This window comes from Pedobacter aquatilis (genome assembly GCF_032678425.1).
Classification (GTDB): Bacteria; Bacteroidota; Bacteroidia; order Sphingobacteriales; family Sphingobacteriaceae; genus Pedobacter; species Pedobacter aquatilis_B.
In genome coordinates, this window is record NZ_JAVTSG010000005.1 from 12,956 (window position 1) to 35,895 (window position 22,940).

Consider the following 22,940-nt stretch of genomic DNA (forward strand, 5'->3'; position numbering starts at 1 on the left):
AATTTTATTTCTTCGGGGTTATTTTTTCTAATTTTTGCTTTGCTGTTGGTATAATATCATCGTTTTTATTGTCGTAATTATCGATGATACTCAAGAGCGTACTTTTTGCCTGTAAATTATCTTTTAACGCTACATAGTTATCTGATAAAAGAATAAATGATTTAGCTACCCAATAATCGTAAGAGGCCATATTGTTTATCAAATCGAAACAAGTTTTGCTCGATGTTTTATAATCTCCTTTTTTATATTCTAAAAATGCAAGGTTATATTTTGCCTCTGCTGCCGCGATTGTTTTAGTTGTGGCGACCACATTTTTGAATTCTTTTACAGCGGTAGTTGTATCGCCTTTTAATAAATATGCTTTGCCAGCAAATAAGCCCGAACTATTTTTTTCTTCTTCAGATGCTTTTTCAGATTCCTTAGTTAACTGCGCATATTTAATCATATCATCTGGCGCATTTAAGGCGGTATAAGCCTTTAACAAATTGTTAATTGCATAAGAATAATGCGCTTTGTAATCTGTTGTGGTTTCTAACCTTTTTAAATAGACGATAGCTTCGTTGTATTTTTTCTGATCAAGGAATAATTTAGAAATACTCAATAATGAACGTTCTGTGTAGTCACTCGTCCAATCATTTAAAATGTATTCGTAATCTTTAATTGCATCATCGGGTCTACCCATTTTTACTAAAGATTCCGCTCTGATGAACTTTCCTTCTTTATCATGTATTGGTTTTGGAAACTTATCGAAATACGCATTTATTGCCTGAAAAGCACCATTTGCATCGCCTTTAAGGTATAAATTGTTAGCTGCCGAGAAAACGATATTATCTTGCTCGCTGTTAGAGTAGTTTCCTAGCGGTGTTGTGCCTGCATAACTCATGAAACCATTTGCATCGCCTTTATCTACATAGATGTTTTTGATTGATTCCATAGCCTGTTTAGCCTCATCAGCACTTGGATAATCGCGAATTACTTTTTTGAAAGATTCTAAAGCCGCATCATCCTGATCCTGATTGTACTGAACCAAACCAATTGTGACCAATGCTTTTGGTACATAACTACTGCGAGGATATTTTGCAACCAATTCCACCAAATCTGATTTAGATTTATCAAAATCACCTTTGTTGAAATAAGTATAAGCGGTTTCAAAACCTGCATCATCAGCATAATTTGAATTAGGAAACTGCTTTAACAAAGCTTGCATCGTCGCAATTTTGGTGTCGTATTGATTTTCCAAACCTTGAATCATACCTTTTTGGAAAAGGGCATAATCTTCAGCACTTGTTTTGCGACTGATAATTTTATTGTAATTATTCATCGCATCGCCATAACTTTTATTCACAAAATATGAATCGGCTAAACGGATGGTTGCATCATCAATTGTTTTTTGGTCCTTATCATTACCGGCCAAGAAACGCTCGAAATATGTTGCAGATTTGCTGTATTTCTCATCTTCAAAAGCTGCATAGGCAAGCGCATAATTTGCGAAATTGTAAACGCCGGTTTTATTGGCATCTGGCATTCTTAAAAACTTCTCGAAAGTAGAAACTGCTTCACCGTATTTACGTAATTCGTACATCGATTCCGCTTTCCAATACGTATTTAGGGCATTAATCTCGTTATCCTCAGGGAATTTCTCTGAACGCAAGAACATCGATAATGCATTAGGGAAAGCCCTTTCATTGTAAAACTCTAAGCCACGGAAATAGGTAACCTTTTGATATGCTTCTTTAGCTTCGAGGTTTTTATCCGGAATAGGTTCTAAAATATCAACTGCAGCCTGATAATTTTTGGTTGTTAATAAAACCTCGCCCAGCAAAGTTTTGGCTTCATTAATTTTTCTTGATTTTGGAAATTGTTTTAAAAAGCCTTGCGTAGCCTCTAAAGCTTGTTGGTGGAAGTTTAGCTCATAACTAAGTTTAGCATAGTTTAACCAAGATTCTTCCTGAATAATTTTGTCAAAATCTAAACGAGATGCACGGAAAAATGCACTTTGCGCTTTTTCTTTATTATTTAATTGGATAAAAGCTTTACCCAAAGTGTGCATACCATTTTGCAAGTAAACATCATCCGTATTCAATTTCTCTAATACTGCAACTGATTCTTTGTACTTCTTGTTTTGAAATAAAGAGTAGCCATATTGATAGATGAAAAGGTTGTTTTTGGTATCGTTTTTATCTTTCGAATAAAAATCAGCAAAGTATTTTTCAGCGTTTTTAAAATCTGTTTTGGCGAAATAAGATGCGGCAACCAAGCTCAACATTTCAGGTTCGAACTGTTGCTTAGTTTTTTGCATTGCCGGAATAGCATAGCTGATTACATCATCGTAACGCTCATCCAAATAATACATAGAAGTAATATAGTACGGATAACTCGCTTCGTAAGTTGGCGAGCCTTTAAGTTTTTCAAAATTTGCTAAAGCCGTTTTGTATTCTTTATTGAGGTAGTTTATATAGGCAAAATAATAAGTTGCACTTTCCTGAAACTGACCATCTTCTTTTTTTACTTTTTCGAAAAGTGGTTCTGCTTTTTCATAGTCTTTAAGCATGAAATAAGCATAACCCTGTTTAAACTGGTACTCGTTTCTTTGCTTGCCAGAAAGGGTAGAAGGATCTGTTTTTTCAAACCACTCTAATGCTTTCTCGTAATTTTTCTGGTTGAAATAAGTTTTTCCAACGTAAAAATAGGCAAGCTTGGTATTTGGATTTAAAGGATAATCGCGAATAAAAGATTGAAATAAACTCTCTGCATCGCTATTGGTTAATTCTAAAGCACAAACAGCGGCATAGAATTTAGCATTTTCCTTAAGTAAGGTTAGTTCTGCATTACTTTCAGATTGTGATGAAGGCTTAACACGAACCTGTTCAACAAGCTTAAATTGCTGAGAAGCTGCTGTATATTTTTCGTTGTATAGTAATTCTAAACCTGTTTGATAATTCTTATTGAGGTTTTGCACTGCGCTAACTTGTGCGTATGTGCTAAAACTTCCTGCTAATAAAAGCGGAACCAGTAGGTATTTTTTTTTCATTAGTGTATCTTTTTTCAAAGGGGATGAACTATCATAATCTTACTAATCTGACTATAGCAAAGGTTACGATGGTTGCATCGGTTTCAAATATGGTTGGTACTAAATTATAAATACTATCCATGCTTATCAACAGAAGTAATTAACATCTGTTAATAACACAAATTAACGACAGGAATTTTTGTTTGGTATTGGTGTGAATACGAATGTGGAAAAAGATTCTGATTGAAGCTTGAATTGGTTGATTTTTGAACCGCTAAATTGATTAATTGTTCTATTGTAGTCCTAATGAACTATAGACAAATGAACTTATAAAATTAACCTTGACTAGCCAACAAGTACAACACAGCCATTCTAACGGCAACTCCGTTTTCTACCTGATCCAGAATTATAGATTGTTTGCTATCTGCAACATCACTCGTAATTTCAACGCCACGGTTTATCGGACCTGGATGCATTACGATAATTTCCTTATCTAAATTATCTAGAATCTGCTTGTTTAAGCCATACATCATGGCGTATTCTCTAAGCGAAGGAAAGTATTTAATATCCTGGCGTTCGAGCTGGATTCTTAGCATGTTTGCCACATCACACCAATTTAGCGCTTTAATTAGATTATGCTCAACCTTTACGCCAAGTTGATGGATATGTTTCGGAATCAACGTTGTCGGACCGCAAACCATAACTTCTGCACCCAAGCGCTGCAAACATAATATATTAGATATGGCAACTCTTGAATGTAATATATCGCCAACAATAACCACTTTTTTTCCGGTAACATCGCCAAGTTTCTGACGAATGGAGAAAGCATCTAATAAAGCCTGCGTTGGGTGCTCATGTGCGCCATCGCCTGCATTTACAATTTGTGCTTTAACGTGTTTACTTAAAAACTGACCAGCTCCAGCATACGGGTGGCGCATCACCACCATATCAACTTTCATCGATAAGATGTTGTTCACCGTATCGATTAAGGTTTCGCCTTTACTTACCGATGAAGATGATGCTGCAAAATTTACAACATCTGCAGAAAGTCTCTTCTCTGCAAGCTCGAAAGATAATTTTGTTCGGGTAGAATTTTCGAAGAAAATATTGGCAATAGTAATATCGCGAAGCGACGGAACCTTTTTTATCGGTCTGTTAATCACTTCTTTAAAATTATCTGCAGTTTCGAAAATTAATTCGATATCATTCCGGTTAATATCTTTAATACCTAAAAGATGTCGGGTTGATAGTTTGTCTGCTGCCATTTTTTGCTATTGCTTATCTGATAATAATAAAACTTTGTCTTCTCCGCCTTCGCTTGCCCAAGTAACTTTAACGTGTTGAGCGCTTGCGCTATCCACTTGTAAACCAATATAATCGGGTTCAATTGGTAAGTGCCTGCTAAATCTTCTGTCAATTAAAACAAGTAATTCTACTTTTTCCGGGCGACCATAAGCCAATAACGCATCAAGCGCAGCTCTAATTGTCCTGCCTGTCCAAAGTACATCATCAATTAAAATTACTTTCTTGCCTTCAATTATAAAATCTATTGAATTACTATTGGCTGTAACAATTCCATCTTTTCTTCTAAAATCATCCCTGAAGAATGTAATATCAAGGTTTCCTTTTAAAATTTTCTTGTTTTTTAAAATGGTTTGCAGTTCATCCTGAATACGGTCAGCCAAAAATGGACCTCTAGGCTGAATGCCAATTAAAACGGTATTCGAGAAATCGTCGTGGTTTTCAATTAATTGATGGCAAAGCCTCTTAATTGTAATCTGAATTTTTTGTCCGTCAAGAAGTGTTTTCTTTTGCATTGAAGAAGGATTGGGCAAATATATAAAAATGTTTTAAGGTTGGAAAGTTGAAATGTTTTAAAGTTGATAAAGGCGATTCAATCCATTGATGATTAAAAAGTTATATTCTGTTTTTTTGTAAAGCAACATTTGTGGCTCTGTTTATCGTTCTGTCCGACTGTACACTGTAGCCCTCGTTTTGCCCTTGCTTTTGGCCCTTAAAACTCGGGGCTGCCGTTTCCATCCGGTTTAGATGGCAACTTTGCAGTTTTATTTTCGGTTTGGAAATCGCTTAATATTCCACCGCCGTTTTTTGATCTGCTTGAATTAGTTGTAATAATTTATCGTTAATCTGTTTTGCTATTTTATGCGTTGCACTACCAATTTCCTTTCCATCAATTTCAGAAACTGGCCATACATTCTTGGTAGAACTGGTTATAAAAACCTCCTTTGCATTGTAAATATCGGTTAGTTGAAAATCTCTTTCCATTATCTTATAACCATCAATATTCATTTTTAAAACTTTACTTCTGGTAATTCCGCCTAGTATTTCTGTCTTGGCGGTAATAATTTCTGTATCCGTTACCATGAAAACATTTGCCCGCGGGCATTCCCGAACCAATCCATTGCTGTGGTATAATAAATCATCAGCCTTACTTTCCTTTACAAAACCTTGAAGCCTTATTGCCTGCAAGTAATCAATGGTTTTTACTTGTGGAAGCTGTCTTTGATGATTATAACTCACCAATTTTATAGGCTTTTTTAGGTTGTCAATAATATTTAACGGTGTTTGAATAATAATTAGGTTAGGTTTTGCCATGGTATAACCATCTTCCGAAAATCCGCCGGTTAATATGATTTTGATGCCCGAGTCAGGAATATTGTTTTTATCAATCAAGGCAAAAATTGCATCACTAAGTTCGTTTTTGGTAAAACAAGGTTGCATATTCATTTCCTTAACCGAATTAAAAAAGCGATTTAGGTAATCATGTAAAAAAACGGGTTGGTTATTTATTGTTTTCAAAAAATCAAAAATCCCGAAGCCTCGTTGAACAGATAAATCGGAAACGGAGATGTTTGCATCACTTTCTGATAGTAATTCGTTATTTATGGAAATGTACATGTTTAAAAGCTTTGATATTGCTTAAAATTAAACGATTTAAACTTCAATAGAAAGCGAATCTTTAACTATTTTAGATCGCAGCGAGAATATATATCTTTACAGGAATGGAAATGGCGCAGGTAATTTTTTTCGATGGTGTTTGTAATTTGTGTAATGCATCGGTTCAATTTGTAATTGAACACGATAAAGAAAATTACTTTAAATACAGTGCTTTGCAGGGTAATTTTGCAAAAGAAATTCTACCAAAATTTAATATAAATCCAAGCCATTTAAACTCAATTTTATTGGTTGAAAATGGTAAGCTTTACACCAAATCTTCAGCAGCTTTAAGGGTTGCTAAAAAATTAAATGGTTTTTTGCCATTGCTTTATGTTTTTATTATTGTCCCAAAGTTTATTCGCGATTGGGTTTATGATATTATCGCCAAAAACCGCTATAAATGGTGGGGCAAGCAAGAAAGTTGCTGGGTGCCTACTCCCGAACTCAAAAGTAAATTTTACGATTAAGACAGTTCTGCGATTTTATTTTTCAAATTGTTTAACGGTTTTTTGAAAATACTGTCGTTCATCTTTTTTGCAATAAATATAAAAGGAATACCAATCAGGGCGACCATTAAAGTTTGTGGTAAAAAGTTTGGTAAAGCAATCACCGCTGCAAAAGATTGATGTTTGAATAATTTATAGGCAAGTAAGCCAATTGGGCCAGCAAGTGGTAAAAAGATGTAACAATAAATTGTTTCGCCTCTCAAAATACTTTTAATAGCAGCGAAATTCTCTGTAAGCACTTTTTTGGTATTCGAATTATAATCAATTCCGGTTTTAATTTTCCTGAATTTGATTACCCCCAACGTTCTAAAAATTTCATAACTCATAAATAGAATTATTAATAGATATTTCAAATCACCCTTAACAAAAAATGCAGCAACCAAAATGGGAATATCAATAATTCTAATCCAGCGCAGTTTCCATTTTAGTTTGAATAGTAAATCCTGAAGTAAGGAATGCGCTTCTTTGTCGATGGTAATTTTGGTAATATCTATTTTTTCTGCTTTAGTGTTTAGCTCAACACTTAGATTTTGCCATTCTTGTTCTAAATTCATTTTATTTCCCCGTTAATAGTGAAGCCAGTTGTTGTTTAATTCGGTGAAGTTTAACGTTTGTATTGTTCCGAGACAAACCTGTCATTTCGCTGATTTCTGTATTGTCAAAACCATCTAAATGAAGCATAATTATACTTCTGTCTACATCAGTAAGCTTCCTTATACAGCGGTAAAGCCAATCTGCTCTTTCTGATAATTCTGGCGGTTCGAAGTAAAGATGCTGTGTGCCATCTTCATTAATATGATTTCGTTTTTTCTGCTTGCTTAAAAAAGATAAGGATACATTTAAGCTGATTTTATATAGCCAGGTCGAGAATTTAGCCTCGCCCTTAAAGCGGGCAAAAGCGCTCCAACTTTGGTATATAATTTCCTGGTATAAATCTTTGCGGTCTTCATCATCATCCGCATAGAGGTTTATCATTTTATAAATAATTCCTTTGTGTTCCTCTACTTTTTGCAGAAAAGAATTTTCAACCATTCTAATTATTTTTGAAAACGATTGGTTTTAAATTCTTTATGATACTTGGCAATTTCTCTAATAGAAAATACAATTGCCATGATTATAAAAAAATATTTAAAGTGAGATGGTGTTGTTTGAAGGTTTGCCATTATTAATAAAAAACCTATTATGCCAAATTTTGAGTTTCTGTTATCCATTGCTTTTGTTATTAATTTAAACAGTTAGTATGTGCTAGCGTTTAAATATTACGAGCAATGCAAATTAATTTTCTAAATAATTTTTTGAATAGGTGATATTCATCATATCATACCGTTTGAATTGCGTTTTCAGCCTTTTTTGGAAATCAGGATAGTTGCGTTTATCTTTCGGGCTCCATAAAATTTCACTCAAAGCATCCAATCTTGGAAACAGCAAATACTGAACTTTTGCCGGGTTTGTAATGTATTCGCTCCATAAACAACCTTGTCCGCCCCAAATGTTTGCAGCCTGTGCTTCCGTTAATTCTGCCGGAATTGGTTCATAATTGTAAACATCAATTAATGGCGAGAGATTTTTTGCGGTTAAGCTGTCTTCTTTTGCAAACTGAGCGTGGTTAAAATACATCTTGTTTTCAGGGGTCATTATGGCTTTGTGATTTTGCTTTGCTGCTTCAATACCGCCTTTTTCGCCTTGCCAGCTCATTACAACAGCATTCGGGGCCAAACCGCCTTGTAGAATTTCGTTCCAACCGATAATGGTTTTACCTTTACTGTTTACAAATTTTTCTATCCTTTGGATGAAATAACTTTGCAATTCACTTTCGTTTTTAAGTCCGTTGGCTTTCATTATTTGCTGCGAAACGGCAGATTGTTTCCACCAAACTTTTGAAGCTTCATCGCCACCAATGTGAATGTATTGCGATGGAAATAAATCCATTACTTCAGTTAAAACATTTTCTAAGAATTTAAATGTTGTATCAGATGCTTGCAGCACATTATTGTATTTGTTCATCATGCCCCAGGTTTCAGCAACTTCGTATTTTTTATTTGGTTCTGTTCCTAATTCGGGGTAGGCAGCGAGTAATGCCATACTGTGTGCAGGCATTTCAATTTCTGGAATGATGGTGATGTAACGCTTTGCAGCATAATCGATTACATCTTTAATCTGTTCCTGTGTGTAATATCCACCATGTTTAATTCCGTCGGTTTTGATGACTGCATCTTTTGGCGTTATTTTTACTTCTGTAGGTAAAACCTGATATTTTATATTTTCATTTCCTTTTCCTGGCCATAAACCAACAATACTTCCATTTCGCCAAGCGCCAATTTCAGTTAGTTTTGGGTATTTTTTGATTTCGATTCTCCAGCCATGGTCATCTGTTAAATGCCAATGAAAATAATTCATTTTATGCAAGGCTAAATAATCAATGTATTGTTTTATAAATTCTACATCAAAAAAATGGCGACTTACATCAAGATGCATTCCGCGGTAATCGAAACGGGGATGGTCGATAATGTTAACCGATGGGATAATTAAGGGGTTTGAATTGTTAGTTGGTATTAATTGGATTAAAGACTGAACACCATAGAATATTCCTGCCTGTGAAGAGCCTGCTATTGAGATTCCATTATCTAAAGTATTTAAGATATACGCATTATCAAATTCGCTAATTCTTGTGTTTAAAATTAAATTGATGAAATTTTTTGTAGGTGTAACGTTGGTAATATTCAATTTTACTTTATAGTATTTTTGAAGATAATCATTCAGAAAATTTGCAGAATTAATTAATGCCGAATCAACAACTACGATTTGTGTTTTAGCATCAATGGTGAAGGGTTTTTTATTTGCTTCAACTTGTAGATAAGCAGGTTGCGGAATAATATTTACTTCCTGAGCTGAAAGTTTTAAGCCGAATGTTATTAATACAATTAGAGTTAACAGGTTTTTCATAGTTAGTCGATTTCATTTCAAAAATAGCAATAATAGGCGGATGAATGGAAAAGGTTTGGAAGAACGAAATGCTGATGTTACATAAACCCGATGGGAGTGAAATCCTTTTTGGTTGTGCTTCGACAGGCTCAGCATGACAATCGCCAAAAAGATTGAACGAACAGCGGGGCAGGAGTGAGCGATTATTGCTTACTTTCTTTTTCAAATTATTTTTAAGCATATACGCCATTTAAGGAAATATAAGCTCGGGTATAGAATCTTAAATGTTCTTAAATTCTTAGATGATGAATAAAAGGAGATTGCTTCGTTGGTTTAAAAAGCCTCCTCGCAATGACGATTTGTTGATGAAATTCCGTGTTTTCTGTATTTCCGTGGCATAAAAAGATAAAAAAAAAATCCCGATAACTTTCGCTATCGGGATTAATATATTCAGTTAAAAAGAACTAGCCTTTTTTAGCTTTGCTTTCTTCGCCTTCTAATTGCGATTTCAATTGTGCTAATACGTCTAAATCTCCTAAAGTAGATTTCTCTACAGAATCTTTAACTTTTTTAACAGCAGTTACAGCAGCTTTAGCTTCTTTTTTCTTAGCATTTCTTTCTTCTGCTACAGCTTCAGCTTTAACTTCTTCCCAAATACGAGCGTGAGAAACAACGATGCGTTTAGCTTCTTTGTTAAACTCGATGATTTTGAAGTCGTTAGTTTCTTCAGCTTTAACTGAAGTACCATCTTCTTTAACCATGTGTTTAGTTGGTACGAAGCCTTCTACACCGTATGGTAAAGCAATAACAGCACCTTTATCAGTTACTTTTACTACTGTTCCTTGGTGTACTGAATCTAAAGTAAAGATAGTTTCAAAAGTATCCCAAGGGTTTTCTTCTAATTGTTTGTGACCTAAGCTTAACTTACGGTTATCAACATCTAATTCTAAAACAACAACGTCTAATACATCACCAACTTTAGTGAATTCGTTAGGGTGGTTGATTTTTTTAGACCATGATAAGTCAGAAATGTGGATTAAACCATCAATTCCTTCTTCAATTTCAACGAAAACGCCGAAGTTAGTCATGTTTTTAACAGTTGCTTTGTGCTTGCTTCCAACTGGGAATTTAGCAGCAACTTCTTGCCATGGGTCGTTAGATAATTGTTTAATACCTAAGCTCATTTTGCGCTCATCTCTGTCTAAAGTTAAAACTTCAGCTTCGATTTCGTCACCAACTTTTAAGAACTCTTGTGGGTTTCTTAAGTTTTGTGACCAGCTCATTTCTGAAACGTGGATTAAACCTTCTACACCTGGGATGATTTCTAAGAAAGCACCGTAATCTGCAACAGTTACGATTTTTCCTTTTACTTTAGAACCAACTTGAATGTCAGCGTTTAAGTTTTCCCAAGGGTGAGCAGTTAATTGTTTCAAGCCTAAAGCGATACGTTTTTTCTCATCATCGAAATCTAAAACAACCACGTTGATTTTTTCATCTAATGATAATACTTCTTTCGGATGCTCTATGCGGCCCCAAGAAATATCAGTAATGTGAAGTAAACCATCAACACCACCTAAATCGATGAACACACCGAAATCAGTAATGTTTTTAACAGTACCTTCTAATACTTGTCCTTTTTCTAATTTAGAAACGATTTCTACTTTTTGTGATTCTAAATCGTCTTCAATTAACACTTTATGAGAAACAACTACGTTTTTAAACTCGTGGTTAATTTTAACAACTTTGAATTCCATTGTTTTACCCACGTATACATCGTAATCGCGGATAGGTTTAATATCAATTTGAGAACCTGGTAAGAAAGCCTCAACGCCCATAATATCAACAATTAAACCACCTTTAGTACGGCTCTTAACGAAACCATTGATGATTCTATCATTTTCAAGCGCCTCGTTAATAGCTTCCCAAGATCTTTGAGTTTTTGCTCTTTTGCGAGAAAGGATCAATTGACCGTTAGCATCTTCTGGTGCTTCAACGAATACGTCAACTGAATCGCCGATTTTTAAATCTGGTGTATCACGGAATTCTGAAGTAGAAACTAAACCGTCAGATTTAAAACCAACGTTTAATACTACATCTTTGTTGTTAATTGAAACAACAATACCGCTAATGATTTCACCTTTAGTGATTTGATTGAATGTTCCAGCATACATATCTTCAAACTTTTTACGGTCTGCATCATTGTAATTACCGAAAACTTTTTCATCTGCATCCCAATCAAAATCTTCTGTTGGTGTTGCTAATGATGATTTGATCGATTCGATCGAAACTGAATCAGCTTCTGACTCAATAGTTTCTTTTTCAGTCAGGCGTCCGCCTTCTCCCTGAAGCTCAGCTGTTTTAGCTGCTAATTCTTTTTCTGCTACTTGTTTTTTAGCCATTAATTAATTATCTCCTTTTTTCCCTATTTAGGGACTGCAAAGGTAAAACTTTTTTAATTAATAGAAAAGATTTTTTTAATAAATGTTGCTGATTTTTAGGTTATTATAAAGAGAGTATCTAGTATTTAGTATCAAGTATCAAGATTGGGGGTTTACTAAGTAAGGATACGGGAGTAAAGATTGGATTTATAAATGGGCGTTTTACAGTTACAATATTGTAGAACATTAACCGAAGCGAATGATTTATCTCAGTAAATATTTTTCGAAAACGAGCGTTCAGTAATTCTTGGTTTGCAGCAGTCCCGTTATCCGCTATAGCCCCGAAGAAAAATCGGGGGCTGCCGCTGCTACCGGGTTTAAGAACAATAGCTTGTAAACCGTGCAAGCCTGCAAATAAGAACTTTTTATTCTTGGACTATTTAAACGGATGCTTATTAAAAGCAGCTTGACTCATTGCGCTTTTTTCGTATAAAGCAATGCAAGAACTGTTAAATTCAGAATCAAAATTTACATCGCCCGGCTGCAAAGTTGTAGGCGTTTTTGTTCCATCCATAAAAAAATAAACCTTTGTATTGCCATATTTGGTGTGTGGCATAAAATTGCCGTAATCTTCCATTTCTTTCCAAACAGAATCTTTAACCGTTACAACATAAATCCGCTGAACCGGACCAGTATTATTTGCATTTCTGTATTTAACAATTTCCTTAAAACCAGCCTTCATATCTTCTATGCCAGGCTGGTTAAAAGTTCCTTTTATAATAAAGCCTACTAAAATTAAAACGCCAATGGTTAATACGTAGGATAAGGTTTTTTTGTTCATGCCTACAATAAAGGCAATATTTTTTCCATAACCGTCAAGCCTTCGTCAATATGTTTTTGCTCTATACAAAGCGCCGGGCGGAAACGAATTGTTTTATCGCCACAACCTAAAAACATCACATTGTTTTCCAGGCCTTTGGCAATAAAAGCATTACGCATATCCTTATCAGGAAAATCGAAAGAACACAATAAACCTCTGCCCCGAACATTGCTCATTTTATCAAACTTCTGCGACAGATTTGCCAATTCATTTTTTAAATATGAACCTTGTTTACTAGCGTTTTCGCAAAGTTTATCTTCTTCTACAATCTGCAAAATTTGTGTAGAACGAACCATATCAACCAAATTTCCGCCCCATGTAGAGTTTATGCGGCTTGGCACTTTAAAAACATTTTTTTCTATCTGATTTACTTTATCGCCAACCAAAATGCCACAAACCTGCATTTTTTTGCCAAAAGCAACGATATCTGGTCGGGCAGCTTCACTAAAATGTTGGTGGCACCAGAATTTACCAGTTAAACCAACACCGGTTTGTACTTCATCATAAATTAAAAAGGCTTCATTTTCATCAGCGAGCTGTTTTAACTGTATAAGAAATTCTTCCCGTAAATGGTTATCGCCACCTTCGCTTTGGATTGGTTCGATAATTATGGCACAAATTTCATCCTTATAATCAGAAAAGGCCTTTTTAATTTGCTGAATGGATGTTTCTTCTGTTTGTATAGCTTGGTTCAAATTATCGCCTTGCAAAGGAAATTTAACTTGTGGCGTGCTTACTCTTGGCCAGTCAAATTTTGCAAACCATTTGGTTTTATCAGGTAATGTATTGGTTAAACTTAATGTATAGCCACTTCTGCCATGAAATGCTTTCTCGAAATGCAGCACTTTAAAGCCTTTTTCTGATGTACAACCTTTTTCAAAATTCTTCTGCACTTTCCAATCCATAGCAACTTTAATAGCGTTTTCTACAGCTAAAGAACCTCCGGCTATAAAAAATGCGTGCGGCAAATAATGTGGGATACCAACTTTTGAAAATGTATCTACAAACTGTGCATATTGTTGGGTGTAAACATCAGAATTTGATGGATTGGCAATTGCAGCGTTCAATAAGTTTTTCTTGAAGTTTTCATCATTAATCATTTTTGGGTGGTTGTAGCCCAGTGGAACGGATGCAAAACATGTGAAAAAATCAAGTAATGTTCTATTGTATTTAGAATCGTAAATATAAGCCCCGTGGCTTTTTTCCATGTCGTAAGTTAAATCGAAACCATCGGCTAAAATATGCTTGCTTAATGTTTCATTTACTTTATCAGCAGGTATTGTTAATTGATACATAAATTTGGTTTTGGTATAATCCAAATTTAGTGAAATGTGCCTAAAATCAAAATTTAGGCACTTTTTGTACTCATTAGCTAAAAAATAGGTTTAAACTGTTTAAAGTATGATTATAGACAAATTCAGCTTTCGGACTTCACAGATGTGGAAAACTTTTTTAATGAATTTGACTTGAAATTTGTCTACTCTAGCCAAATCATCTGCGTAAATGCTCCATTTGCTGCAACATCCCAAGCTTCTAATCTTACCCATTTTTTGCCTTTCAGGTTTATCTTCCAGTTAAAATCTTTCTGGCCAAAAGCTCTTGTATCATTAAGGTTCATGCGCTCTCTAAAAACATTTTTTCCATCTCCAGAAACAATTTCAGCAAAATTCATCGGGAAAGTCCAGTCTAATTTAAATTTTATGGTAGCTGCTCCGGTATTATCAAGTTTTAGTGTTTCGCCAGATTTTTTATCATTAATGCTAAAACTGGGAATCACAACTTCGCCAGTCGAAACAAAGAATTTGCCTTTTCGCAAGGCGTCTAAAATGGGTTGCCATCCTTGCTCATAATTTGGAAGTTTATCCAGTTCCAGATAATTCACATTTAAATGAGCATACATTTCATTTTGGTGAGTAATAGTAAAAATATCAGCTTCTGATAAGACATGTTTTTTCAAACCCCAGTTTGCCATGTCATCATAAAGTTTGAGTACCCGCTGACTTAAAGTTTTAATTGATAAATCAGCAGGAATGGCTTTCCAAGCCGCCCCAAAATATGTATCCGATTTGAAAAATGCTTCTTCCTTATAGTTGTCAGGATAACCCGTTGAAGCTTTTGTTCTGGCATGAGCAGTCCACGCTAAGCCGTTTTCCAATTCCAATAATTTCAGCATTTCTTCTTTATTCGCAATGCGATAAACTTTTCCAACTGAGGGTACATCTGTTATGAAAGGTTCTTCGGGTTTACGCGACATGATCCAATAGATTGGTTTTGGGAAAAATGCAAGCCAGTGTCCGCCGTAAAAATTATTGGCTTCTTCGCCTGGCAACAAAAGAAATGTAGAATCAGAAAGTCGTTTGGTTTGTTCAAATAGTGATTTTAATTCTTTTAATCTTTCCTTTTCAGGGCCTTTTGGATGGCCAGGGCCGTGAAATTCAGCCAATTTAACAATATCTAAACCATGTTTTTTAAGTACATCGACAAATTCCGGTTTTTCAGGAATTTCTTTACCCGATAAGGCGACATCGCTAATAAATTCGTTATGAAAATGTGTTGCCAAAGTTTTATAGCCTTTAACTGGTTTAAATTTATCACCGTGTGTAAATAGTTTTACCTCATCGAGCGTTTTTGCTGCACTTTCTGTATCAATTAAACAGAAAAAATTAAGTCGCTGTTCGGTTTTTGGTGGTGCATTAAACCAAGGCACATATCTTTTATCGCCCAATGGGTCTTGTCTGATGCCCATTCCAAAATCTGGTATAAGTTTATGGAAATTGCTTCCATACCAGGTAAATTTTAAGTTGAAGGCTTCATCCAAAGGATAAAAATATTGGTGTGGTGCCGGAAATAATGCCAAACTTCCGTTCGTACTTTCTCCAATAATCGTTCTGTATTTTACTTCGAGGTTACGGCTTGTGTCGTTAACGGTTGGTTTGCTCGATTGCATTTTATCAGATACATCTGCCCAAGCCATTGATTTCCATAAAGATTCTTTATTCACTAAACCAGCATCATAAAGGATTGCTGTAGAGTCTATTTCTGTAGATAGAACAGCAGCAACATTAAATAAGGGACTGCCATTATATAAGGTAATTTCGATGTTGCCCTTAAATCTATCTGCGTTTGCACCAGAAATAGTAACGATTGTACGCTGCCCGTTTGTCGAGACTTTTGCATTCTTTTTATTGATATTAACTGCATAAGATTTATAAGGTTTGCGTGGCACTCGATCGAAAAATACATCCCAACCGCCGCTTGATGGGCTAAGCGTACGTTTACCGATTGTTAAAACAAATGCAGGGTCTAATCCTGAAATAATTTCTTTGAAATTATTTCCTTTTCCAAGTTGAATAGTTTTGAATAGGGGTTTTTTTTCGTCTAAATCTATCTGCATTCTTGCAGTTCCTTTTTCGCCAGCAGGCCAGCTTACAGTAAGTATTTTTTGATTAACGGTAGCTACTGCTCCATTTTTTTTTAAGGCTGATAAATCGATAATTGACTTTTGGGCCATTGCATTGAAAGCACCAAAAAAGGTTAAAAATAGGATAAGTTTTTTCATAGGTAGATTACAAGACCTGCTGATTAAAGCAAAGTCATTTGGTTAGCATAGGTTTTAGCTAAGTTAATTAGTTCGATAAACTTTTAAGCATAATGAACAAAATTGAGACAAATGAGCCAAAGGTTGAACAATTTTAGTGGGTTAAGGTGTTTTCAAATACTTTTCTTTGTTGAAAGCATTTCTAACCATTTAAAATTTATGCGCAGGATATTAACAGTCTTGATTTGCATGTGTCTTTTGCAATCTATAAAATCACAGGAAAAACCGAGCATGTATTTTACTGATACATCATCTGGAAATCCGGTAGCAAAAGACCCAACAATAACTTTTTTTAAAGGAAAATATTGGATGTATTATTCCATTCCAGGTAAAAATGGTGAGGGTTGGAAAATAGGTATTGCGAACAGTTCTAATGTTAAAGATTGGAAAAAAACTGGTGAAATAATGCCTGCAGCAGTTTATGAAAAAAATGGCCTATGCGCACCTGGTGTATTATTAAGAAATGATACACTTCATCTTTTCTACCAAACTTACGGTAATGCGGCAAATGATGCAATATGCCATGCATGGTCTACCGATGGCATAAATTTCAAGAGAAATGCTACAAATCCAATATTTAAACCAACAGGCGACTGGACTTGCGGAAGAGCAATCGATGCAGAAGTTATTGAATTTAATGGCAAATATTTTATGTACTTCGCAACTCGCGATAAATCTTACAAAATCCAAAAACAAGGTGTAGCAGCAACTACTTTATCATCATCATTTAATAAAGAAAGTTGGAAGCAATTAACCGACTCTTCAATTTTATCGCCTCAGTTGCCTTGGGAGAAAGCTTGTGTTGAAGGTGCATCCTGTATCAAAAAAGGGAAATATCTCTATATGTTTTATGCGGGTGGTTACAATAATGAACCGCAACAAATTGGCGTGGCCAGAAGTACTGATGGAATAAACTGGGAAAGAAAAAGTAATTCTCCCTTTTTAGCAAATGGCGAAAAAGGGAGTTGGAATTCAGCGGAGTCTGGTCACCCTGATATTTTTAAGGACAATAGAAGCAAGTATTGGCTATTCTATCAGGGAAATAATACTGCAGATGGGAAATCCTGGTATCTATCCAACATTCAATTAGATTGGACAGATGATAATTGGCCAAAAATTAAAAATCAATAAAATACTTTTCTAAATTATTATGATGGATACTCACAAATTAAGACTGAGCTTAATATTTCTTCTAACAATTTCAACCTGTTTTAAACTAAATGCTCAAAACAGGCAGCCGTTAAAATTAGCCGACCCAACAATTTTTTATCATAAAAACACCTATTATTTATACGGTACGGTAGAAAACTCTTGGGATGGCGGTTTTAAGGTTTATACTTCTACAGATAAGAAAAATTGGGTTGATAAAGGCATTGTGTTAAAAAAAGGTGATGCATTTGGAACTAAGGGATTCTGGGCGCCTCAAGTTTTTGAATATAAAAGGAAGTTTTATATGGCTTATGTAGCCAATGAAAATATTGCAATTGCAGAAAGCAATAGCCCACTTGGACCGTTTGTGCAGAAAATTAAGAAATCAATCGATGCGCCAGTAAGAATGATAGATCCTTTTGTGTATTTCGATAGTGGCAAAATTTACCTATATCATGTAAGGCTAAATGATGGAAATAGAATATTTATTGCCGAAATGAATGCGGATTTATCCTCAATAAAAGAAGAAACCGCTAAAGAGTGCATTTCTGCAACTGAACCGTGGGAAGACACGCAAAAGGTAAATTGGAAAGTTACCGAAGGTCCGACGGTTTTAAAAAGAAATGGATTGTACTATTTGTTTTATTCTGCGAATGATTTCCGTAACCCGGATTATGCGGTAGGGTATGCAACAAGTAAAAATCCTGTAGGTCCATGGTCTAAATATAAAGAAAGTCCAATATTAAGTCAGAAAAACACCAAAATGAATGGTTCTGGGCATGGCGATTTTTTTGTAGATAAAGCAGGAAAATTGAATTATGTATTTCACACGCATGAATCGAATGAAAAAACTGGAAAGCGTAAAACTGCAATAATATCTGCTGAATTTATAAAGAATGAGAATGGTGTGGAAGTTCTAAAAGTTCAGGATAGCACTTTTAAATTTATCTATTAGAAAAGTATATAAAATAAAAGGCTCTTTTCATTGAATTGAAAAAAGCCTTTAAGTATTATGAATTATTTAGAATGTGGTTACTTGTAACCTTCGTTTTGTTCCATGTTCGTATTCACATTCATTTCTGCTAAAGGAATAGGTAAAACAGTTTTTAAAGAAGTATTTGCGATTGGGATAGTGAGTCCACCTGTACGATATTTTGTAAAGGCTAATTTATTACGAGTTAAATCAAATAAACGGTGACCTTCAAAAGCAAACTCCTTACGGTTTTCTAATAGAATTAGATTTTGTAAGGCTAATCCAGTTGCTGTTGTCGTTGCTGCTGATGCATCAGCACGTTTCGCAACAACATCTAAATCTGCTGCAGCTAATGCATCTTTACCAGTTTGCTTAGCCCTTGCTTCGGCACGAATTAAATATACTTCTGATAAACGAATCACCTTAACACCTTCTTCAAAAGTTGTTGTATTATTATATTTGGTAATTACATTTGCAGGATTTTCAGCACTTGTTCTGCTTGCTCGGCTCATAAAAGCTTTGCGAACATCAGTTGAAGTATAAAGATTGAATAAATCATCAGTTGCTAAACCATCGCCATAACTAGAACTTTGAAATAAGAAAGCAGCTAAGCGGTCGGTACCTAAATTACTTGTAGAATTGTAAACAACTTCAAAAATAGCCTCCGTATTATTTTGGGTTCTAAAATTTGTAGACCCACCTTGATAATTTGCATTTGATAACAATGTAAACTTATTACTTGCAATTACTTCTGTTGCAATTGCTTCGGCATTTACCCAATCTTCCATATATAAATATACTCTTGCAAGTAAAGCTTTTGCAGCAAATTGGCTAATGTGGCCTTTGTTTGCTGCGGCAAAACCAACTGGCGTTGCTGGCATTAATGTTATTGCTTTCTTCAAATCAGATACAATTAAATCGTAACCTTCTTTTACTGTATTTCTTTTTGGATTAAGAACATCTTCCTTACTTGTGCCGCTTTTACTAATAATCGGAATACCGATGTGTGCGGCATTTACTGTAGAATTATATGGCGCAGCATAAAATCTTAATAAATCAAAATGTGCCAATGCCCTCATGGTGTAAGCCTCTCCAACCAAGTGACTAACTTCTGCTTGCTCACTTGAAGGAACAGATAGTTGTTCGCCTTTTGAAATAATAATATTTGAGTTTACAATTGTACGGTACATTGCATTCCATGAACCAGAAGCTGTTCCATCATTAGGAATCGTAATATACTGGTCGTAACTTGTATATCTACTTGAATTTCTACGACTGATGTACATATTGTCGGCCATTAAATCAGGCAAAATGACTGCACTCCGACCATAATAAGCTGCGCTTTGTAAAATTGAATAAGTTCCCATTACGGCAGCTCTTGTTGTTGGCAAATCTACAACCACAGCATTTACAGCAGTTTGCTGCTCAGGGTTAATTTCTAAAAATTCTTTTTTACATGATGTGATAGAGAGTGCTATCATTGATACATATAATAGATTATATAATTTTTTCATAATAATTGAGCTTAAAATTTAACTTCAAGACCTAAAAGAGCAGTTTTGTATGTTGGTATGTTTTTATCAGCAAAACCATCGATACCTACTTCGGGGTCGAAGGTTATGCGATCATCTTTGATGTAAGTAAATAGATTGTTTGCTCTGAAATAGATTTTTGCACTTGATAATTTTAAGTTTTTAATCCATTTTGAAGGTAAATCGTATCCAAAAGTTACATCACGTAAGCGGATGTAATTACCGTTGTAAACAAAACGGGTAGAACTGTTTTGACCTGATGTGCCAGATTGAGTGCCTAGGTACATCATTTTAGGCGTTAAAGTAACATCTCCAGGTTGGCGCCATCTTGTATCATAAGAGTATCTACTCATTCTGTTTGTTGGACCAAAACCTAGCGAACCATCAGAGTTTACATTTGTACCATAATTGTCGTAAATTTTATTTCCTAGGTTAAAATAGAATTGAAAACTTAATGAGAAACCTTTGTACGTAATTGTATTTGTTAAGCCGCCAAAAACGTCAGGTAAAGTACTGCCCTGATTATATTGCTTTGCCGAACCAAAACTGTTTGTGGTTTGTGTTTCGGTTTCATCGGTAAACCAAAGTGCTTCTCCATTCGCAGGATTTACACCAGCATAACCAGATAAATAAAGCTGATAAAAATCTCCACCAACAAAACGGTTGTATCCTCCAGAAATAATCGGACTTGATAATGATGTGATTTCGTTTTTGATAGTAGAAATATTAAAGCTAGTTGTCCACCCTAAACCATTTCCTTTTGCCTGAAGGTTTACACTATTTAATTCTAATTCAAAACCACTATTCTTCATTGCACCAATGTTATCTGTAAAGGATGTTAATCCATTGGTGGCAGAAATTGGTCTGTTAAGTAATAAATCAGAAGTTGCTCTTGTGTAATATTCGAACGTACCAGTTATGCGGTTTTTAATGAAACCAAAATCCAAACCAACATTAAATGGTTTGTTTTTCTCCCAGGTTAGTAAATTATTTCCATAATTTGAGAAAATTAAGGCTGGTGCATTATCATAATTTGTACTGGTATATAATGCTCTTGATGCAAAATTTCCAATATCCTGATTTCCGTTAACACCATAACTTGTACGTAAACGTAAATCAGATAAAATGTTTTGGTCTTTCAAAAATTCTTCTTTGAAAATGTGCCAGCTTGCACCTAAAGACCAGAAATTACCATAACGTTTTTCAGAACCGAATCTTGAAGAACCGTCTCTTCGGAAAGATGCACTTAAATAATATTTCGATTTATAATCTGTAGAAGCATTAAAAAATACTGAATTTAAGGTATTCGAAGTTGCATCAGAACCTCCATCCATTAAAATAGAAGCATTATCTAGAGTGAATGTATTTGGCAGGAAATTTCGTTTTTGCACGAAGTTTCCAACCTCTGTAACTTTTTGAGCTTCGTAACCTAAATAGGTTTTCAATCCAAAATCACCCAAATTTTTATTATAGCGGATAATTGATGTATTTGTCCAGTTAACTGTTCTATCTGTACTTGATGTAGCTCTTCCACCATCAGTACGAGAAGTACCCACACCAGATTTGTTATACTCTAAATCTTCACCATATAAAAAGTTAATATTTGATTGGTTTTCAATAGATAAATCATTAGTGATTTGATATTTAGCTAAGAAATTTCCCAATAAACCGTAGGCTTTACGAGTTGTAAAACTTTCAGTAACCTGAGCTACAGGGTTGTATCTGTTAAAGTAACTAAAATCGTAAGTACCATCATCATTGTAAGCTCTTAACCAAGGTTGATACTGCGAATACATACGTACAGGATTTCCAAAGGTACTGCCATCTGCTTGGGTGTGGTTATCTCTTGCATTAATCTGTAAACCTCCAGAAACTGATAATTTATCAGAAATTTGATTGCTTATTCTAAGGTTAACTGTGCTTCTTGTAAAATCACTTCCTAAAACTGGCGCTTTAGCAATGTAGTGGCTGCCCGATATGTAAAACTTAGTTTTTTCTGTTCCGCCACTTACCGATAAATCTGCTTGTGTGTGATTTCCGGTTCTGGTTAATAAATCAAACCAATCGGTATTTACATTTGGGTTAACATTATTCAGCGTTATTTCCTGAGCAAATAGAGTTGGGTCGTTACCTCGATTTACCCAACCTTCTTTTAACAACTCAAGCATTTCATTGGTATTTAATGCCTCTGTTCCTTTTATATTAATGATGTTATTTACGCCGCCCTGAATTGAAGCAGAAATAACAGTTTTGCCTGCCTTGCCACTCTTTGTGGTAATTAAAATTACACCATTTGCCGCTCTGGAACCATAAATTGATGCCGCTGATGCATCTTTAAGTACCGTTACATTTTCAACATCGTAGCTGTTTAATCCAGAAATTTGATTGGCATCTAATGGAATTCCATCCACAACATATAATGGTCCGCTGCCAGCATTGACCGAACCAATACCACGAATACGGATGTTTGGAACCGCTCCTGGTTGACCAGAACCATTACTAGATACCAAACCCGCAACATTTCCCTGTAAACTTTCCTGCACACTTGCTCTCGAACTGCCGCTGATAACTGCGCCTTTTAATTCTTTTGCAGAACCTGTAAATGATGCCTTTGTTTGTTTACCATAGGCAACAACCATAACTTCTTCTAATTCTTGATTTGAAGGTATAAGCGAAAAGTTTTTAGTTACAGCAGTACTACCAATTGTTATGCTTTGGCTTAGTTTATTGTAGCCTACAAAATTAGCTGTCAGGGTGTAATTTCCTGCTTTAGGCACCGTAAAAGAATATTCACCCTTATCATTTGTCGATGCAGTTTGTTTGAAATCATCACCAGTTAAGGACATACTCACGCCTGGTAATGTTGCACCCGTTTCATCCTTTACAACGCCCCTCAAAATAGTTGCAAAATTTGATTTTTTAATTCCAATTACAGGTTTTTCAACGAGGTAATCAAAATTATTATTCCCTGTAATTGCATTAGTTGCCTTTGCGCTTAATTGAGTTAGTGTTATGCATGATAACATAACTGTTA

The 22,940-nt window shown here is 35.0% G+C and carries 17 protein-coding genes; 3 read left to right on the forward strand and 14 right to left on the reverse strand.

Annotation, left to right across the window (positions count from 1 at the left end):
* Positions 1–4 precede the first annotated feature (4 nt).
* The 4 genes from R2Q16_RS15150 to R2Q16_RS15165 all read right to left on the reverse strand — a co-directional run bounded on the left by R2Q16_RS15150 (position 5) and on the right by R2Q16_RS15165 (position 5,929).
* Entirely contained in the window at positions 5–3,031 is a 3,027-nt protein-coding gene (locus R2Q16_RS15150; RefSeq protein ID WP_316738104.1) for a tetratricopeptide repeat protein, read from the reverse strand.
* Between the two features lie 314 nt (positions 3,032–3,345).
* A complete protein-coding gene (locus R2Q16_RS15155) occupies positions 3,346–4,275 on the reverse strand; it encodes an aspartate carbamoyltransferase catalytic subunit (protein ID WP_316738105.1) in 930 nt (309 codons plus the stop codon).
* Between the two features lie 6 nt (positions 4,276–4,281).
* The gene (gene pyrR, locus R2Q16_RS15160) at positions 4,282–4,827 is read right to left on the reverse strand and encodes a bifunctional pyr operon transcriptional regulator/uracil phosphoribosyltransferase PyrR (protein ID WP_316738106.1); all 546 of its coding nucleotides are present in this window, start codon (positions 4,825–4,827) and stop codon (positions 4,282–4,284) included.
* Positions 4,828–5,098: 271 nt separating this feature from the next.
* Positions 5,099–5,929 carry an aminotransferase class IV gene (locus tag R2Q16_RS15165; protein WP_316738107.1) on the reverse strand — a complete coding sequence of 277 codons (831 nt, stop codon included), beginning with the start codon at positions 5,927–5,929 and terminating at the stop codon, positions 5,099–5,101.
* A gap of 110 nt (positions 5,930–6,039) precedes the next feature.
* Between R2Q16_RS15165 and R2Q16_RS15170 the strand changes: the two genes are divergently transcribed.
* The gene (locus R2Q16_RS15170; RefSeq protein ID WP_316738108.1) at positions 6,040–6,435 is read left to right on the forward strand and encodes a thiol-disulfide oxidoreductase DCC family protein; all 396 of its coding nucleotides are present in this window, start codon (positions 6,040–6,042) and stop codon (positions 6,433–6,435) included.
* Here R2Q16_RS15170 and R2Q16_RS15175 read toward each other — a convergent pair.
* From R2Q16_RS15175 to R2Q16_RS15210, 8 genes are all read right to left on the reverse strand, one after another.
* Complete coding sequence (locus R2Q16_RS15175; RefSeq protein WP_316738109.1) at positions 6,432–7,028, reverse strand: hypothetical protein; 597 nt, start codon at positions 7,026–7,028, stop codon at positions 6,432–6,434. The genes R2Q16_RS15170 and R2Q16_RS15175 overlap by 4 nt on opposite strands.
* Position 7,029: 1 nt before the next feature.
* Positions 7,030–7,506 (reverse strand): sigma-70 family RNA polymerase sigma factor, encoded by a 477-nt coding sequence (locus tag R2Q16_RS15180; RefSeq protein ID WP_316738110.1) that lies wholly within the window; start codon positions 7,504–7,506, stop codon positions 7,030–7,032.
* A gap of 5 nt (positions 7,507–7,511) precedes the next feature.
* Positions 7,512–7,685: a hypothetical protein gene (locus R2Q16_RS15185; protein ID WP_316738111.1), complete on the reverse strand. Its 174-nt coding sequence runs from the start codon at positions 7,683–7,685 to the stop codon at positions 7,512–7,514.
* A 64-nt stretch (positions 7,686–7,749) separates the two neighbouring features.
* The gene (locus tag R2Q16_RS15190) at positions 7,750–9,417 is read right to left on the reverse strand and encodes a beta-N-acetylhexosaminidase (RefSeq protein WP_316738113.1); all 1,668 of its coding nucleotides are present in this window, start codon (positions 9,415–9,417) and stop codon (positions 7,750–7,752) included.
* A gap of 443 nt (positions 9,418–9,860) precedes the next feature.
* Positions 9,861–11,795: a 30S ribosomal protein S1 gene (rpsA, locus tag R2Q16_RS15195; protein WP_231464899.1), complete on the reverse strand. Its 1,935-nt coding sequence runs from the start codon at positions 11,793–11,795 to the stop codon at positions 9,861–9,863.
* Positions 11,796–12,210: 415 nt separating this feature from the next.
* Entirely contained in the window at positions 12,211–12,615 is a 405-nt protein-coding gene (locus R2Q16_RS15200) for a hypothetical protein (protein WP_316738114.1), read from the reverse strand.
* A gap of 2 nt (positions 12,616–12,617) precedes the next feature.
* Positions 12,618–13,949 (reverse strand): L-lysine 6-transaminase, encoded by a 1,332-nt coding sequence (lat, locus tag R2Q16_RS15205; protein ID WP_316738115.1) that lies wholly within the window; start codon positions 13,947–13,949, stop codon positions 12,618–12,620.
* A 182-nt stretch (positions 13,950–14,131) separates the two neighbouring features.
* Positions 14,132–16,213, reverse strand: coding sequence for a hypothetical protein (locus R2Q16_RS15210; RefSeq protein WP_316738117.1), 2,082 nt, complete (start codon positions 16,211–16,213; stop codon positions 14,132–14,134).
* Between the two features lie 270 nt (positions 16,214–16,483).
* Between R2Q16_RS15210 and R2Q16_RS15215 the strand changes: the two genes are divergently transcribed.
* Entirely contained in the window at positions 16,484–17,383 is a 900-nt protein-coding gene (locus R2Q16_RS15215; RefSeq protein WP_316738119.1) for a family 43 glycosylhydrolase, read from the forward strand.
* 19 nt (positions 17,384–17,402) lie between these two features.
* Complete coding sequence (locus R2Q16_RS15220) at positions 17,403–18,356, forward strand: glycoside hydrolase family 43 protein (RefSeq protein WP_316738120.1); 954 nt, start codon at positions 17,403–17,405, stop codon at positions 18,354–18,356.
* 77 nt (positions 18,357–18,433) lie between these two features.
* On the opposite strand, the gene R2Q16_RS15225 is transcribed toward R2Q16_RS15220, so the two are convergent.
* Positions 18,434–19,888 (reverse strand): RagB/SusD family nutrient uptake outer membrane protein, encoded by a 1,455-nt coding sequence (locus R2Q16_RS15225; protein WP_316738122.1) that lies wholly within the window; start codon positions 19,886–19,888, stop codon positions 18,434–18,436.
* Between the two features lie 11 nt (positions 19,889–19,899).
* Positions 19,900–22,932 (reverse strand): SusC/RagA family TonB-linked outer membrane protein, encoded by a 3,033-nt coding sequence (locus R2Q16_RS15230; protein WP_316738125.1) that lies wholly within the window; start codon positions 22,930–22,932, stop codon positions 19,900–19,902.
* Between the last annotated feature and the right edge of the window lie 8 nt (positions 22,933–22,940).

Bases quoted from the DNA above. Each gene is read 5' to 3' on its own strand.
- R2Q16_RS15150 (WP_316738104.1), bottom strand. From the start codon at position 3,031: ATGAAAAAAAAATACCTACTGGTTCCGCTTTTATTAGCAGGAAGTTTT.
- R2Q16_RS15155 (WP_316738105.1), bottom strand. From the start codon at position 4,275: ATGGCAGCAGACAAACTATCAACCCGACATCTTTTAGGTATTAAAGAT.
- pyrR (WP_316738106.1), bottom strand. From the start codon at position 4,827: ATGCAAAAGAAAACACTTCTTGACGGACAAAAAATTCAGATTACAATT.
- R2Q16_RS15165 (WP_316738107.1), bottom strand. From the start codon at position 5,929: ATGTACATTTCCATAAATAACGAATTACTATCAGAAAGTGATGCAAAC.
- R2Q16_RS15170 (WP_316738108.1), top strand. From the start codon at position 6,040: ATGGCGCAGGTAATTTTTTTCGATGGTGTTTGTAATTTGTGTAATGCA.
- R2Q16_RS15175 (WP_316738109.1), bottom strand. From the start codon at position 7,028: ATGAATTTAGAACAAGAATGGCAAAATCTAAGTGTTGAGCTAAACACT.
- R2Q16_RS15180 (WP_316738110.1), bottom strand. From the start codon at position 7,506: ATGGTTGAAAATTCTTTTCTGCAAAAAGTAGAGGAACACAAAGGAATT.
- R2Q16_RS15185 (WP_316738111.1), bottom strand. From the start codon at position 7,685: ATGGATAACAGAAACTCAAAATTTGGCATAATAGGTTTTTTATTAATA.
- R2Q16_RS15190 (WP_316738113.1), bottom strand. From the start codon at position 9,417: ATGAAAAACCTGTTAACTCTAATTGTATTAATAACATTCGGCTTAAAA.
- rpsA (WP_231464899.1), bottom strand. From the start codon at position 11,795: ATGGCTAAAAAACAAGTAGCAGAAAAAGAATTAGCAGCTAAAACAGCT.
- R2Q16_RS15200 (WP_316738114.1), bottom strand. From the start codon at position 12,615: ATGAACAAAAAAACCTTATCCTACGTATTAACCATTGGCGTTTTAATT.
- lat (WP_316738115.1), bottom strand. From the start codon at position 13,949: ATGTATCAATTAACAATACCTGCTGATAAAGTAAATGAAACATTAAGC.
- R2Q16_RS15210 (WP_316738117.1), bottom strand. From the start codon at position 16,213: ATGAAAAAACTTATCCTATTTTTAACCTTTTTTGGTGCTTTCAATGCA.
- R2Q16_RS15215 (WP_316738119.1), top strand. From the start codon at position 16,484: ATGTATTTTACTGATACATCATCTGGAAATCCGGTAGCAAAAGACCCA.
- R2Q16_RS15220 (WP_316738120.1), top strand. From the start codon at position 17,403: ATGATGGATACTCACAAATTAAGACTGAGCTTAATATTTCTTCTAACA.
- R2Q16_RS15225 (WP_316738122.1), bottom strand. From the start codon at position 19,888: ATGAAAAAATTATATAATCTATTATATGTATCAATGATAGCACTCTCT.
- R2Q16_RS15230 (WP_316738125.1), bottom strand. From the start codon at position 22,932: ATGTTATCATGCATAACACTAACTCAATTAAGCGCAAAGGCAACTAAT.